Origin of the sequence: Streptomyces morookaense (assembly GCF_013030945.1) — a bacterium.
In the GTDB taxonomy this organism is placed as follows: domain Bacteria; phylum Actinomycetota; class Actinomycetes; order Streptomycetales; family Streptomycetaceae; genus Streptomyces; species Streptomyces morookaensis.
In genome coordinates this window covers 70,487-84,316 of sequence record NZ_JABBXF010000047.1, presented here as the reverse complement: position 1 = coordinate 84,316, position 13,830 = coordinate 70,487, and the positions used below count along the sequence as shown (strand labels likewise).

Below are 13,830 nucleotides of genomic sequence, written 5' to 3'. Positions count from 1 at the left end.
CGATTGATAGGTATCTTGTCGCAACGTCCTACCCCACTCGAACGTTCGAGTAGGCGCCCCAGGGGGGATCATGTCCGCAACGGTGTACCAATCCTGCACGCTGGCCCCGGAAACCCCGAAATCGGAGTCCGGGGAGTTGCAGGACATGGCCGCCGGCCTGCGGAAATCTCCTGCTCCCGAGGAGGCGCCGCGACTGGTTCCCAAGGAGCTGGTCCATCTCAAGGATCAGAGCGGCGTTCTCGTCACGGGCTGGACGCGTCCGGCGCCCGAGGTATTCCTGGTGGGCGCCGAATGGCCGGGCGAACCGGAGGCTCCGGATGGCGGCCGGCCCGCGGCCGCGACGGCTGCCGGGCTCGTCCGGCAGTGCGGGCTCGCCGTTTCCCATGCCGCGTTCGGGGTGCCGCTGGAATACCAGTCGCTCCTGAAGAACCTGAACTGCACGCTGATGGAGCCGGATCCGGAGCCGGGACGGCGGGGCGGGCGCACGCCCGTCACCGTGGAGCTGAATTGCTCGCAGATGATCCGGCGCGGCGGACGGGTCATCGGCGCCGAGATCATGGAATTCACGGTCCGGCACGGGGGCCGGGTGGTGTGCCGGGCCGACTCGCGGGTCCAGTGGGTCTCCCCGCAGGTCTACCGGCGGCTGCGCGGCGGGTACCTGACGGCGCCCTGGGGCGCCTGGGACGTGCCGGACCCGGTGGCGCCCGAGCGCGTGGGCTGTTCCTCGGCCGCGGAGGTCGCGCTGTCCCCCGCCGGCCGCCCGGACCGCTGGCTGCTGCGCAACGACCCGGCGAACACCGAGATGTTCGACCACCCCGTCGACCATGTTCCCGGCCTCGCCCTGCTCACCGCCGCCCACCAGGCCGCGCGGGCGGCAGGCGGCCCGCGGTGGTCCGCGCCCACGGCCGTCATGACCTCCTTCCGCCGGTACGTCGAGTTCGACGCGCCCTGCCTGTTGGACGTCCGGACGTCGGGGAGCGGCGTCGTCGAGGTCGCCGGCAGTCAGTACGGGCAGCCGGCCTTCCGGATCGTCCTCACTGGTTGACGAAGCCGCCGTCCACCGGCACCACCGCGCCCGTCAGGAACGGCGACCGGTCGCTCAGCAGCCACGCCACCGCCTCGGCGATCTCCTCCGGGGCGGCCGTGCGGGCCTGCGGCGTCATGGAGTGGACCGCGTCCTCCAGTCCCGGGTTGCGGGCGAACCAGTCCACCGTGATCTCACTGCGCGTCGTGCCGGGCGCCACGGCGTTGACCCGGATGCCCTGCCGGGCGTATTCGTCGGCGGCGGCCCGGGTCAGGCCGACCACGGCGTGCTTGGAGGCGACGTAGGGAGCGGCGGCCGGGATGGCGACGAGCCCGCCGACGCTGCTGTTGTTGACGATGGCGCCGCCGCCGTCGCCGTTTTCCAGCATGGCCGCTATCTCGTGGCGCAGACAGTTCCACACGCCCCGGACATTGGTGTCCATGATCGCGTCGTAGACGTCGTCCGACATGAGGTGCAGCGGGGTGCGGTCGCCGCCGATTCCCGCGTTGTTGAATGCGGCGTCCAGCCGGCCGTACTTCTCGACCACGAACGCTACGGCGCTGCGCGCTGCTTCGGGTCGGGAGACGTCGGCGACGATGTACGAGGCCTCGGCGCCGGACTCCCGCAATTCCCCGGCGACGGCGGCCAGCCGTTCCTCACGGCGCCCGGTCAGCACGACGGTCGCACCTTCCCGCGCGAAGACGCGGGCTGCGGCGGCGCCTATGCCGGAGCCGGCGCCGGTGATGAAGGTGACTTTTCCGGGGAGCAGCAGATTCGCGGTCATGCTGTGCGAGTTTGCCAGGAAGCGGCCGGGCACGGGAAAGCACCCTTGGCCGTCCGGGAATCCCGGACGGCCAAGGGGAGCGGCCCTCCATCGCAATAAAACATACCGTTTGGACGGTATGGATTCTCAGCCGGGGTGGGCGGTGCAGAGATCGCGGTACTCGGGCAGTGCAATATCGCCGGCCTTGGCGAACTGCGCGGCCATCGCATTCCGCAGCGGCCACCGGGTCATCCACCGCATGGAGGCGGCCCGCATGCGGATGGCGAGCGCACTGCGCGGGGCATATCCGGAGGTGCCGCCGGGCGGCAATTGCTGTGACGCGGTGACGTACGGCCGCATGAGCCGCTCGTACGCGGCGAAGGCGGCGCGGTGATCGCCGCGGGCCGCGGCCAGTTCGCCGGCCAGCAGATATCCGCCGACCAGCGCGAGGCTCGTCCCGAGCCCGGTGAGCGGGGTCGGGCAGTATCCCGCGTCGCCCAGCAGCACCACGCGGCCGCGGGACCAGCGGTCGAGGTGCACCTGGCCCAGGGAGTCGAAGGCGAAGTCCGGCGCGGTCCGCATCGCGGAGATCAGGCGCGGCACCTGCCAGCCGGCCACGTGCGCGAAGCGCCGTGCGACCAGCTCCCGTTGGGCGGTGGCGTCGCGCCGGTCGTAGCGGAGCGGCTCCGCCGACCGGAAGGCGAGCCCGGCCTTGACCTCGCCCGGCAGCCGCCCCGGCCGGGCGGACGCGACGAGCCCGCCGGGGGCGTTGTGCATGACGTACCAGCCGTCGAGGTCGATGTCGTCGTCGACCGTGAACCAGGAGATGTAGCAGTCGAGTTGCCGCACACACTGCTCCTCCGGCCCGAACGCCAGGCCGCGGACGGCGGAGTGCAGCCCGTCGGCCCCCACGACCAGGGCGAAGCGGCGCGGGGCCGCCTTCTCGAAGGTGACGGTGACGCCGTCGGCGTCTTCGTCGAGCGCGGTGACGGTGTCGTCGAAGAGGTATTCGGTGTCCGGTGCCGTTGCGTCGTGGAGCACGCGCGCCAGGTCGCCGCGCAGGATCTCGATCTCGGAGACGATCCCCTCGCCGCCGAAGGCGTCCACGGGCATGCGGGCGGTGATCCGCCCGCGGCCGTCGACGAGGGCGAGCCCGCGCTGTGCGACGGCAACGGCTCGGGCCTGGGGCATGAGCCCCATGCGCTCGACGACGGTGCGCCCGGCACCGCGCAGGTCGACTGCCTGGCCGCCGGGGCGGGGCGCGGGGGCGCGCTCGACGATGGTGGGGCGGAAGCCGGCCCGGTGCAGCCAGTGCGCGAGTGCGGTGCCGGCGATGCCGGCGCCGGAGATGAGGACGTCGGTGGTCTCCATGCCGGTGAATGTACGGCGTACGCGCTCAACACGACAATGATGAGCGCGAATTATGTGGCGCGCTGCACTAGCGCACTAGGGCGGAGGGTGCGGGGTGGGGCGCGGGGTGGGGGAGTGCACTAGGGCGGGTGCGGATCCCGGCTCGCACGCGGGCTGCTTGGGCGCGGACTGCGTCCGCCTTGTCGGGCGTCTCCAACCGCCGTTCCTCGCCCCGGCATTGGCGGCACAGGCCGCCCGGCAGCGCCTCCGGGTAGCCCGGAACCCCGCATGCGGTGCACTCCATGATGCGGGTGGACGGGCGGACCGGCTGTTCCGGCGGGAGCTTGTCCGTCAAGCGCCTGCGGGCCAGTGCGCCCGGCGAATGCACCTGCTCGGGGAGGCCGCCCGTGAGGGCGGCAATCAACTGCTCCCTCGTGGCCCCTCGCGCCAGCCACTCCGTTGCCAGCGGCTCCAGTTGGGCGCACTCCGCAGCGGAGAGCGTCATGCGGGGCGCTGTGCGGCCGACGGCCGCCAGCGCTTCGTACGCCTCGGTCCGGCTTGCCGTCCTGGCGGGCGGCGGCGCCGTGTCGTGCTTCAGGTAGTGGTTCCACCACGCGTCGTCCCGCGCGGTGCGGGAGAAGTGCGTACGGGTCACCCACTGCGTGCCGATCTGTTCCCTGAAGCGGCGCAGATGGCCCGCCTTCGAGAGGTTCTCCAGGGCCTTGGCCACCGCCTGCTGGCCGTACGCGGCCAGCTCCCTGGCCAGCGTTTTGATGTCGACCGCGGCGCCGTCCGGGAGCCGGTCGATGTGCGCGGCGACCGAGGCCTCGCGTTCGGGCAGGTGAGCGAAGTCGCCCGCGCGGCGCGGGGCTTGGTCCGGTGCGGACTTTTTGCCGTACCCCGGTCGGGCCATCGGGGGCGCGTACGCGGGCACGGCAGGGGTAAGCTCGGTGGTAGCCATTGAGATCCACTTCTGAGCAGTGATCTGGGTGGTAGACCCCCGTTCGGTGTTGCTGCACCGGCGGGGGTTGCTTGTTGCTCCGCACGCTACACGGGCGCCGCGCGCCGCGGCGGCTCGCTCGGGAAATGTCATCCGGACGTGTTTGCGCGGGAGTTGGGAGGGTGGGTGGGTTATCACCACCACCCATTCCTTGCATACAGCGCTCGGATCTCGGCCCCCGGGTCTCGGGCCGTTACGGTGCGGCTATGTGCCCTATGAAGTCCGCCCACGCGGTGGGCGGGACGGTAAACTGCAGCCGGTTCCCGAGCTTCGAGTCCCGGACGTGGATTCTGCGAGGGAGGACGGCGACTTCGACGCAGTCGGCGCCGGTGTTGTCGCTGTAGCTGGACTTGAACCATGCCGGCTGGTCGCTCATTGCTCTTCCGCTGCCTTCCTGAGTAAGTCGGCTGATTCCTCGGCGCTGAGCGCCTGCATACGGATCATTCCGTAGCGTTGGGCCAGATCTCCGACCGTCGCCGCGTCCGAGTGGAGCACGAAGGTGCTCTGGCCCTCCACGTAGCCGTAGTGCTTCCGTTGCCTGCTCTCCAACAGCACCAAGGGTCCGTTGAGATGGGCGGACGCGCAGCGACTGACCGGCAGCACTTGGACCGAAATATTGCGCAGCGCCCCCACGTCGATCAAGTGGTGCAGCTGGCACTTCATGACCGACGGGCCGCCGATGCCGGTACGCAGGGCGGCTTCGTAGATCACGTAGCTGAACAGGGCGGACGGCTTGCGCGTCAGCTTCTCCTGCCGTCGCATGCGCGCTGCAACACGCTCTTCGAGCGTCTCGTCGTCCACGGGCGGCCAGTGAGTGGCCAGCAGCGCCCGTGCGTAGTCCTCGGTCTGCAGCAGGCCGGGAACGAGGAGCGTGTTGTAGGACGAAATCGCGATGGCCTCGGCCTCGACAGCCATGTACTCGGGGACTTGCGGCAATTGCGGTTCCGGCTGCAAGTAGGCCTGCGCGGCCAGCAACAGGCCATGTGCGCCGCACGTTTGGTCCGCTACTTGCAGAACGCGCAACGTCGGTTTGCGACGCCCCTGCTCCATCGACTTGATCGTCTCGTACTCGTAGCCCGCCTCCTTGGCGAGCTCTTCCCGGCTCACACCCGCCCGCGTGCGCCAGAGCTTGATCTGGTTGCCGCAGTACTGCCAGGCCATCGGCGACGCCATGCCGCACCCCTACCCTCCCCGGGGCATCGCGGGTACAACCCGGCACCGTACCCGCCTCGCCCCTGCCCGGCATGTTCCCGCGAAGCCCATGCTGTGACCCCTCAGCGGGCGCATTTGCCCCGCTCCCGAGTGACGGCGCTGAGCAGCAAGGGACACGCACTCATGGCAAACCCCCTCCCCGACCGGTTCGCCGGATGGTGCCTGCCGCGGCACCCGCGCAGCGTGGGCCGGTCCCGCATGCTGCTGCGCGAGCAGGCTCGTGAATGGCAACTGCCTGAGTATTCCGCCGAGACGGCGGTCCTCCTCCTCAGCGAGCTGATGACGAACGCGTGCCGGCACGCACGCGCCGCCCCCGGCCGGGAGATCAGTGCCCGGTGCGTCGTCGTCGGCAAGACGCTCCGCGTCGAGGTGTCGGACGCGGGCGACGGGGTGCCGCGCGAGCGCAACGCCTCGCCGGACGACGAGTCCGGCCGCGGTCTCGCCCTGGTGGCCGCGCTCGCCACGGCCTGGGACGTGCGGCCCAGGCCGCACGGGATCGGCAAGACGGTCTGGTTCGAACTGGAAACGCACCGGCCATAATGGGCCATGCTCAACTTCTGGCCTTCGAACCGCCCTTTGCTCCCTGACCTGACCCCGGTCAAGGACGCCCTCCGCACGGCTCTCGGCGAGGCCGACGAGGCCGAACGCCCCGGCCTGGAGCGCGCCCTCGCCATCGTCGAGGAGTTCGCCTCCGCCGACCAGGCGGCCACCCAGGACTGGGCCCGCAAGACGCTCGCGGTCGCCGGGGTCGACCCCGTCGCTCAAGAGGTCAAGGCCGTGCGGGCGCTCCGGCAGGCGCGGCATGGGCTCGGGCTCAAGGAGGCTGTCGATCTGGTGAAGTCGCTCAACGCCGGCGACTCGTAAGGGGCGCGGTGTCGTTCCCCTGGAAGCGCCAACACGGCAGCGTCGGCCTCCAGGACCACGACCCGGGTCCCGGAGGCCGACACCGTGCTGAACCCGCAGGGGCCCGGGCCGTGTTCCGGCGCACTGCTCACGAGGTCGACGTGGGCCTGAAGCGCACGGACCGGATGTGCAACGTTTCCGGCTGCTCGTCGCTCAGGGGGGCGAGGGTGGTCTTGGTACCCCCGCACGTCAAATTCTCGTACACGTCGGCATAGGCGTCGGTGGTGTTCTGCACCTTGTACACGTAAACCGTCTCGTCGTCGGCGACGTCTACACATTCGTTCAAGGGCGGGTCGTCCAGCTTGTGCTGCACCGCGACTCCGTTGTCGTCCGCGAAGTAGGAGAAATTACCTGTGGCCTCCGCGTACGCGGAGGTGGAGACCGACAGGGCCAGGGTGAGAGCACTCGCCAGGGTGAGCAGCGCGCGGCGCAGGCGCATGGGGGTTCCCTTCGACGGGGACGCGGGTGGGCTGGGTCGTCCCCATGGTCCCGGCATCCTGTCCGGAAATACACCGATGACGCCGTTCGTGGAAGTACTCCATCCCCGGGAGTGAACCTCGCGGAGTCCTGGCGACAGTGGGCACCATGCGCCGGGCGGTGACCCACACGCCAAACCACCGGAACAGGTACAACTCACCGCCTTCCGCTGGACAAACCGGCAACGGCCGTCCCCCGGGCACCACTCCGACGAGGCGTGACCACCTGTCTTCTTGTGTGGTTAACAGCCCGAAGCAATCGGACTCAGATCATCCGGTTACCCGCTTCGGCCTTGCCCCCACCTCTAGTGAGGACATTCCCCATGACCGGAAGCATCCGTACCCGTCTCGCTGCCGCACTGGGCACCCTGGCCCTGGCCGCAGGTGGAGCCGTCATCGCCGCACCGGCCGCCCACGCCAGCGGGCCCGACTGCGCCAACCAGCTCGCGGGCGGCAACCCCAGCCGTGGCGGCGTCCTCCAGGAAGTCTCCTGCAAGGTCGGCTCGGCCGGCGTCCCCACGGTCAGTGACGCCGGCTGCAAGGTGCTGCTCACCCAGCTCGCCCAGATGAGCGGGATGAAGGCCGACAGCGCCTGCTCCGCCGCCCGTCGCTGACCCGAGCAGTGGTGCGCTGTGAGCACACCACTGCTCACAGCGCACCCCGCCGGCGACGCCCTCCGGTCGATCCGCCCTTCCGGCGGCCGCGCTTGTCAGGGGCACCTCTAGGGGACGCCCCCATCCGCATCCTCCTTGATCATGATCCGCAGCGGAGCGCCCCCGCCTAGGTTGATGAACACGTCAACCGAACGGGAGAAACCCCCATGCTCCGCACGTCCAGTGCCCTCGTCTCCGCACTGCTCGCCGCAGCGGCCGTCGTCCCAGCGGCGGCCCCGGCCGGCGCCGCGACCCCGGACCGGGACCGTGCCGCGCTGCAGCAGTCCCTGGACGCGGTGGTCGCCGCGGGCGTGCCCGGAGCCATAGCCGAGGTGCGGGACGAGCACGGGACCTGGCGGGGCAGCAGCGGGATCGCCGACATCGGCAGCGGGCGTCATGCACAGGCTGGGGACAAGTTCCGTGCGGGAAGCGTCACCAAGTCCTTCGTCGCCACCGTCGTGCTGCAGCTCGTCGCCGAGCATCGGCTCGGCCTGGACGACACCGTCGAGAGCCGCCTGCCCGGCCTCGTGCCCAACGGCGAGCACATCACCGTACGGCAGTTGCTCGCGCACACCAGCGGACTGGCCGACTACCTCACCGACGTCCTGCTCCAGAAGCTGGACGCGGACACGGTGCGGAAGCTGCAGACCGCCACCTACACCCCGCAGGAACTGGTCGCCATGGCGGCCGAGGCCGGGCCCAAGTTCGCGCCGGGCACCTCCTGGTCGTACTCCAACACCAACTACGTCGTCCTGGGCCTGCTGATCGAGAAGACGACCGGTCGCTCACTCGGCCAGGAGATCGACCGGCGCATCGTGCGACCGCTGCACCTGACCGGTACGTCGTTCCCGACCACGCCGAAGATGCCCGGTGCGCATCTGAACGGCTACGAGTGGTTCAACGGGCCGTCCGCGGCGCCGACCGACACGACGGACTTCAGCCTGTCCGTCTACTGGGGCGCAGGGACGCTCATTTCGACGACCCACGACCTCAACACGTTCTACAGGGCGCTCGGCAAGGGGAAGTTGCTGCCGCCCGCTCTGCAGCACGAGATGTACACGATGCGCCCGGACGGCGCCGACCGGCCCGGCCGCTCCTACGGCCTCGGCCTGGAGGGCAACGCCGACTACTGCGCCGGGAACGGGCAGGCGCCCGTGTGGGGCCACACGGGCAGTGTCGGGGGATACAACACGTTCAGCTTCACGACGGCCGACGGCAAGCGGCAGGTCACGCTCGCGCTCAACCAGAACATCAGCAAGACGGAGAAGCAGGACCAGGCCGCCATCAAGGTGCTGTCGACCGCCCTGTGCCACAAGTAGCCGCCCGCCCGGCCGCGTAGTGCACGTACTGGCGGACGAGGCGGAAGCCCGTAGCGGCGGCGAGGGCGCGGCTGGGGTGGTTGTCGCGGGAACAGGTCCAGCTCGCGGTGCGGCCGCGCGCGGTGACGTCGGCGCAGAGCGCGTGGACGCACGCCCGCGCCAGGCCCCGGCCGCGGGCCTCCGGCACGGTGACGACCGCGATGTCCTCGTACCGGCTGCCGAGGAAGTACGTGCAGGCCAGGGACAGCAACCCGCCGTCGAGGAAGGCGCCGTGGCAGTGCCCGGAGGCGGCCAGGGCGTGCGGGCCGCCCCAACTCTCCGTGATCCAGGTCGAGTCCGGGCCGAGGGAGCGGACGGCGTCCGCGTCGGCGGCGGTGAGGCGGCGGATCCGGGTGCCGGGCGGAGGTGCGGGCGTGCGCCCGCCGTCCCCGTCCCGTACCCACACCATGCGCTCCCACGGGACGATCCGGTCGAAGGCGGCCCCGAGCAGGGGCAGGAACCGGTCCGGCGCGGCGAACCAGCTGCGGGCCAGCGGCGCCAGGTCCTCCGGCCGTACGGCACGCGGGTCGCCGCCCAGCAGGACGTGTCCCGCGCAGCCGACCGCTCCGGCCCGCGGTGCCCGCGGGTCGTCTGCCCACCAGTGGCCCGTCCCGGTCGACCGGACGTGCTCCGCGAGGGAGCCCAGCCCCGGGTGCCCCGACGGGAACCAGGACTCCCAGGGGCCGCCGGCCGGGACGGACACGGCATGACGCGTCTGCGCGGTCATGTGGACGGTGCGGGCCCTAGCGGGCGCCGGCCTTCTTGCCGTGGTTGGCGGCCTTCTTGCGACGGGCCTTCTTCTTGCGGGCGCGCTTGGACATGAACGGGTTCCCTCTTTCCAGTGACAAGTGACCAGGTTTCAGGCGGCGTTGCCGACCAACTGGTCGGCGAGCTTGCACAGGCGGCGGACCGTGCGGTCCTCCATGGCGACCGGTGCGGCAGGGGAGAGCGCCGTACGGTCGTAGTAGCCGCCCGGGACGATGTCGGTCGCCGGGTCGCACAGACGCACCACGCGCTCCGCGCCCTCGGTGGCCGAGTCGCCTTCGTGCGCGTAGAGGGGCATGAGCGCGGTGTCGCAGACGCCCGGGTGCACGCTGACGGAGGTCCAGCCCGCCCCGGCGGGGGCCGCGGCGCGGGCGAAGACCGTGAGGGCGAGCTGGGACTGGGCGTAGGCGGCGAGCCGGGAGTAACGGCGGGCGCGGTGCGGGTCGTTCCAGGCGATGGAGGCGGTGCGGTGCATGGAGGACGACACGTTGACGACGCGGCCGCCGGGGCGGGCGGACAGTGCGCCGGAGAGCTCCTTGGTGAGCAGGTAGGCGGCCAGGAAGTTGACCTGCAGGGCCAGTTCGTTGCCGTCGGCCGTCATCGTGCGGCGCTCGGGCGCCGCGACGGCGGCGTTGTTGACGAGCACGTCCAGGACGGGGTGTTCGTCGGCGACGCGGGCGGCCATCGCGCGGACCTCGTCGAGCCGCGAGAAGTCGGCGACGACGAGCCGCAGCCGGAGCCGGTCCGCGCCCGCGGCCACGAGCCGGTCGACGGCGTCGTCGCCGGAGGCCCGGTCCGGTGCGTGCAGGACGACGGTGTCGCCCCGCCGGGCGAGCAGCCGGGCGGTTTCCCAGCCGATGCCTGAGGTGGCACCGGTGACCAGCACGGTCCGGGAGGAGGGCGAGACGGCGGTAGACATGATCCACTCCGGGATTCGGGTAGGCGGCAGCGCCCCGCCGGGCGGCGGGGAACGGGATGCCGGGCGAACGAGGGGCCGTGCCGGGCGCGACAGCGCGCGCCGGCGGGCGGGTTCCGGTGGTGCCGGGCGATGCGGCCGGCCGCGCTCAGGGAGCGGCTGCGGCAGGACGACAGGGCTGCAGGACGACAGCGCGGCAGGGCAGCAGGTGCGCGGAGGCGCAGCAGGCGGGACGGCGCGGGCTCAGCCGCGCGGTGCCGGTATCCCCACCGGACGCGAACAGCGCGCGGGACGCGGCGTCGCCGTATGAGGCGGCCGGTCCTTCTCGCGCAGCGGGCTGTTCACACCATCCATCCAAGGAGGCCGACGGCCCGGGCTCAAGAGGGCGCGGGCACTCCTGACGCCCTTCTGACGCGCTCCGGTGACGCGCTCCGGGCGCACGCCGCCACCGACCGGGTGAATCTCTCGCGTCATGTTCGACGAATGTTCGTTCGGATTGCTCCGAATGGTCCACTATTCGGGTGAACTGTCGGACTGGAGGTGTGGCGTGCTTTTTGTTGCGGGAGACGTGGAGATAGGCTGCCGCGCCAGAGGGGCGGCCGTGCTCTGCCAACGGGAAAACGGGAGGCCGCCATGGCGACACTGTGCAGACCGGCCATCGCGGTACCCGAACATGTCATCACTCGGGAAGAAACCCTGGAGCTCGCCCGCACGCTGCACGCCGACCATCCGCAGCTCGACCTGGCGCTGCGGCTCATCGGCAACACGGGCGTCCAGACGCGCCACTTGGTGCAGCCGATCGAGGACACCCTCAAACACCCCGGCTTCACCACGCGCAACGCGCGCTACGAGGCGGAGGCCAAGGCGCGGGTGCCCGACGTCGTGCAGCGCGCGCTCGACATGGCCGAGGTGACCGTCCGCGACATCGACATGATCGTGTACGTCTCGTGCACCGGCTTCATGATGCCGTCGATGACGGCATGGCTGATCAACACCCTGGGGTTCCGGAACGAGACCCGGCAACTCCCCATCGCCCAGCTCGGATGCGCGGCCGGTGGTGCCGCGATCAACCGTGCGCACGACTTCTGCAAGGCCTATCCGCGGTCCAATGTGCTGATCGTGGCCTGCGAGTTCTGTTCGCTGCTCTACCAGCCGACGGATCTGGGCGTCGGCAACCTGCTCTCCAACGGCCTCTTCGGCGACGGCATGGCGGCAGCCGTGGTGCGCGGCGAGGGCGGCCGGGGGGTGCTCCTGGAGCGCAACGGCTCGCATCTGGTGCCCGATACGGAGGCCTGGATCTCCTACGGGGTCCGGGACACGGGCTTCCACTTCATCCTGGACAAGCGGGTGCCGGGCACGATGTCGATGCTGGCGCCCGCGATGCGCGACATGGCCAAGCCGCACGACTGGGACGTCTCCGCCCTCGACTTCTACATCGTGCACGCGGGCGGTCCGCGGATTCTCGACGACCTGTGCCACTACCTGGGGCTGACCCCGGAGATGTTCCGCTACAGCCGGGCCACGCTGACGGAGCGCGGCAACATCGCCAGTGCGGTCATCTTCGACGCGCTCGACCGGCTCTTCGAGGACGGCGGTGCCGGGCACGAGGCGCGGGGCGTCATCGCGGGCTTCGGCCCGGGCATCACCGCGGAGATCGCCCTGGGCACGTGGGTGGGGGCCCGCGAGTCCGTGCCGGTCAGGGCGTGAGGGGGCCGGGCCGCTCCCGGACGGGGTGAGCGACCCGGCGCGGCCGTCAGAGGTCGAACTCACCCGGGTTGATGCCCAGGGCGAAGCACGCCTCGCGGACGACGGCCTGTTCCGACTTGTCGAAGTCGCCGTCGGCGCCGCCGATGACGATGCCGATCTGGATCACGGCCCGCGCCTCGGTCGGCTTCTTGTGCACCTTGCCGATGGTCTGCAGCACGCTGACCTTGCCGAAGTCGAAGTCGGCCGTCAGCTTCTGGCAGTAGTCGTGGAACCGCGCCTGAAGGTCGTCGACGGGGAAGTTCCGCAGGACGTCGTTCGTGGCGATCAGCGAGGCGACGCGCTGCCGCTCGGCGGCGTCGATCGACCCGTCGGCCGCCGCCACCAGAGCACACATCGCCATGCTCGCGTCCCGGAACCCGCCGCTCTGCAGCTCGTTCTTCTTCGCTATGAGCTGGCCCTGCATCGTCGTGGCCGAGTCCTTGAGTCGGTCCCAGAGCGCCATGTGCGTTTCTCCTCGTTTCTCGGGGTGCACATGGAGAACGGGCCCGGAAGGTAAAGAAGTTCCCAAGGGGGCGCGCAGATGCCGCTGGGGCGGCCTCAGTTCGCCAGCCGCTCCAGGCCGAGCGGCTGCAGCCTGCCCTCGATCATCGCGCCCAGCCCCTCGACCGCGCAGATGTCGGGATGCTCGGCGACCTGCACCATCATCCCCGTCGCCCGCTCGATCATCGTGTCCAGGCCCGGCAGCATCGCGCTGCCGCCGGCGAGCATCACACCGCGGTCGGCCAGGTCGGCCACCAGGTCGGGCGGGCACTCGCGCAGCACCCGCCCTATGGCGTCCAGGATGGCGGTGAACGGGGTGTTGATGGCCTCGCGCACGTGCGCGGTGTTCACCAGGACCGTACGGGACAGCCCCGTGGCCACGTCCCGGCCGCGCACCTCCGTCTCCGTACCGACGACCGCCGGGTCGGCGTACAGGGCCAGGTGCAGCGGGTGCAGACCCTGCGAGGGCAGCATCAGCTCGTGCTCGCTGCGCAGGTGCTGGACGACGGCGTAGTCGATGGCGTCCCCACCCACCTGCACCTTCTCGGCCGCCACGATCGACCCCAGGGACAGCACCGCGACCTGGGTGGACGCCGCGCCGCACACCACGATCATGGTGGCCTCGGGCCGCTCGACCGGCAGCCCGCTGCCCACCGCGGCGGCGATGAGGGCGTCCACCAGCTCGACCCGGCGCGCCCCGAGGGCGCTGAGCGTCTCCACGGCGGCCCGCTGCGCGATGGGCTCGGCGTCGTGCGGCAGACAGACCGCGGCGCGCAGCATCGGCTTGCGCCGCCAGGCGCGCCGGATCCTGTCGTCGACCAGGAAGCGCAGCATCCGCTGCGCCATGTCGATGTCGACGACCGTGCCGCCGGAGATGGGCCGTACGACCCGGATGTGACCGGGCGTCCGGCCGGCCATGCCCTCGGCGAGGGAGCCGACCGCGATCAGCGAACCGGTGCGGGTGTTGACGGCGGCGAGGCTGGGTTCGTCGACGACGAGGCCGGTGTTCTTGAGATAGACCCGGGTCCTGGCGGCGCCCAGGTCGACGGCGACGGTGCAGCGGCTCAGCTGATCGAGGCTCAGGGTCATGGCCTCCATCCTGTGCGGAGGGGCCCGCACTTGCCCGTTGGGCTGCGCCGTGCGGGGCACTGCGCGTGCAGCGG

At 71.1% G+C, this 13,830-nt stretch carries 17 protein-coding genes; 6 read left to right on the top strand and 11 right to left on the bottom strand.

All coding sequences use genetic code 11. The features are described 5' to 3' along the window. Positions 1–70: 70 nt before the first annotated feature. Positions 71–1,045: a ScbA/BarX family gamma-butyrolactone biosynthesis protein gene (locus HG542_RS21280; protein WP_171083824.1), complete on the top strand. Its 975-nt coding sequence runs from the start codon at positions 71–73 to the stop codon at positions 1,043–1,045. Here the strand turns inward: HG542_RS21280 and HG542_RS21275 are convergent. The 5 genes from HG542_RS21275 to HG542_RS21255 all read right to left on the bottom strand — a co-directional run bounded on the left by HG542_RS21275 (position 1,035) and on the right by HG542_RS21255 (position 5,310). After that, entirely contained in the window at positions 1,035–1,808 is a 774-nt protein-coding gene (locus HG542_RS21275) for an SDR family NAD(P)-dependent oxidoreductase (RefSeq protein ID WP_171083822.1), read from the bottom strand. The two genes, HG542_RS21280 and HG542_RS21275, sit on opposite strands and share 11 nt — an antisense overlap. A gap of 126 nt (positions 1,809–1,934) precedes the next feature. Continuing rightward, a complete protein-coding gene (locus HG542_RS21270; RefSeq protein ID WP_171083820.1) occupies positions 1,935–3,158 on the bottom strand; it encodes an FAD-dependent monooxygenase in 1,224 nt (407 codons plus the stop codon). A 67-nt stretch (positions 3,159–3,225) separates the two neighbouring features. Further along, a complete protein-coding gene (locus HG542_RS21265; RefSeq protein WP_171083817.1) occupies positions 3,226–4,098 on the bottom strand; it encodes a hypothetical protein in 873 nt (290 codons plus the stop codon). A 232-nt stretch (positions 4,099–4,330) separates the two neighbouring features. Continuing rightward, positions 4,331–4,513, bottom strand: coding sequence for a DUF397 domain-containing protein (locus HG542_RS21260; protein WP_171083815.1), 183 nt, complete (start codon positions 4,511–4,513; stop codon positions 4,331–4,333). Beyond that, positions 4,510–5,310: a helix-turn-helix domain-containing protein gene (locus HG542_RS21255; protein ID WP_171083813.1), complete on the bottom strand. Its 801-nt coding sequence runs from the start codon at positions 5,308–5,310 to the stop codon at positions 4,510–4,512. The genes HG542_RS21260 and HG542_RS21255 overlap by 4 nt, the downstream gene beginning before the upstream one ends. Before the next feature lie 162 nt (positions 5,311–5,472). On the opposite strand from HG542_RS21255, the gene HG542_RS21250 reads away from it, so the two are divergent. Together HG542_RS21250 and HG542_RS21245 are read left to right on the top strand one after the other, a co-directional pair. After that, entirely contained in the window at positions 5,473–5,889 is a 417-nt protein-coding gene (locus HG542_RS21250) for an ATP-binding protein (RefSeq protein ID WP_171083811.1), read from the top strand. Between the two features lie 36 nt (positions 5,890–5,925). Then, complete coding sequence (locus tag HG542_RS21245) at positions 5,926–6,213, top strand: hypothetical protein (RefSeq protein WP_218039063.1); 288 nt, start codon at positions 5,926–5,928, stop codon at positions 6,211–6,213. Positions 6,214–6,340: 127 nt separating this feature from the next. Here the strand turns inward: HG542_RS21245 and HG542_RS21240 are convergent, their stop codons facing one another. Beyond that, positions 6,341–6,691, bottom strand: a complete 351-nt coding sequence (locus tag HG542_RS21240) for a hypothetical protein (RefSeq protein ID WP_171083806.1) — start codon at positions 6,689–6,691, stop codon at positions 6,341–6,343. A gap of 360 nt (positions 6,692–7,051) precedes the next feature. Here HG542_RS21240 and HG542_RS21235 point away from each other — a divergent pair, with 360 nt between their 5' ends. Next, positions 7,052–7,342: a hypothetical protein gene (locus HG542_RS21235; RefSeq protein WP_171083804.1), complete on the top strand. Its 291-nt coding sequence runs from the start codon at positions 7,052–7,054 to the stop codon at positions 7,340–7,342. Between the two features lie 206 nt (positions 7,343–7,548). Beyond that, entirely contained in the window at positions 7,549–8,700 is a 1,152-nt protein-coding gene (locus HG542_RS21230; protein WP_171083802.1) for a serine hydrolase domain-containing protein, read from the top strand. Here the strand turns inward: HG542_RS21230 and HG542_RS21225 are convergent. From HG542_RS21225 to HG542_RS21220, 3 genes are read right to left on the bottom strand one after another with little or no spacing between them, the layout of a single operon-like run. After that, positions 8,666–9,466 carry a GNAT family N-acetyltransferase gene (locus tag HG542_RS21225; protein ID WP_171083800.1) on the bottom strand — a complete coding sequence of 267 codons (801 nt, stop codon included), beginning with the start codon at positions 9,464–9,466 and terminating at the stop codon, positions 8,666–8,668. The genes HG542_RS21230 and HG542_RS21225 overlap by 35 nt on opposite strands. 16 nt (positions 9,467–9,482) lie before the next feature. Continuing rightward, on the bottom strand, positions 9,483–9,560 hold the full coding sequence (locus tag HG542_RS36290) for a 50S ribosomal protein bL37 (RefSeq protein ID WP_373313157.1): 78 nt from the start codon (positions 9,558–9,560) through the stop codon (positions 9,483–9,485). A gap of 38 nt (positions 9,561–9,598) precedes the next feature. Continuing rightward, the gene (locus HG542_RS21220; RefSeq protein ID WP_171083798.1) at positions 9,599–10,423 is read right to left on the bottom strand and encodes an SDR family NAD(P)-dependent oxidoreductase; all 825 of its coding nucleotides are present in this window, start codon (positions 10,421–10,423) and stop codon (positions 9,599–9,601) included. A gap of 630 nt (positions 10,424–11,053) precedes the next feature. Between HG542_RS21220 and HG542_RS21215 the strand changes: the two genes are divergently transcribed. Then, entirely contained in the window at positions 11,054–12,127 is a 1,074-nt protein-coding gene (locus HG542_RS21215) for a type III polyketide synthase (protein WP_171083796.1), read from the top strand. 46 nt (positions 12,128–12,173) lie between these two features. Here the strand turns inward: HG542_RS21215 and HG542_RS21210 are convergent, their stop codons facing one another. Both HG542_RS21210 and HG542_RS21205 read right to left on the bottom strand, forming a co-directional pair. Next, a complete protein-coding gene (locus HG542_RS21210; RefSeq protein ID WP_171083794.1) occupies positions 12,174–12,629 on the bottom strand; it encodes a tellurite resistance TerB family protein in 456 nt (151 codons plus the stop codon). Positions 12,630–12,724: 95 nt separating this feature from the next. After that, positions 12,725–13,756 carry a rod shape-determining protein gene (locus tag HG542_RS21205; protein ID WP_171083792.1) on the bottom strand — a complete coding sequence of 344 codons (1,032 nt, stop codon included), beginning with the start codon at positions 13,754–13,756 and terminating at the stop codon, positions 12,725–12,727. Positions 13,757–13,830: the final 74 nt, after the last annotated feature.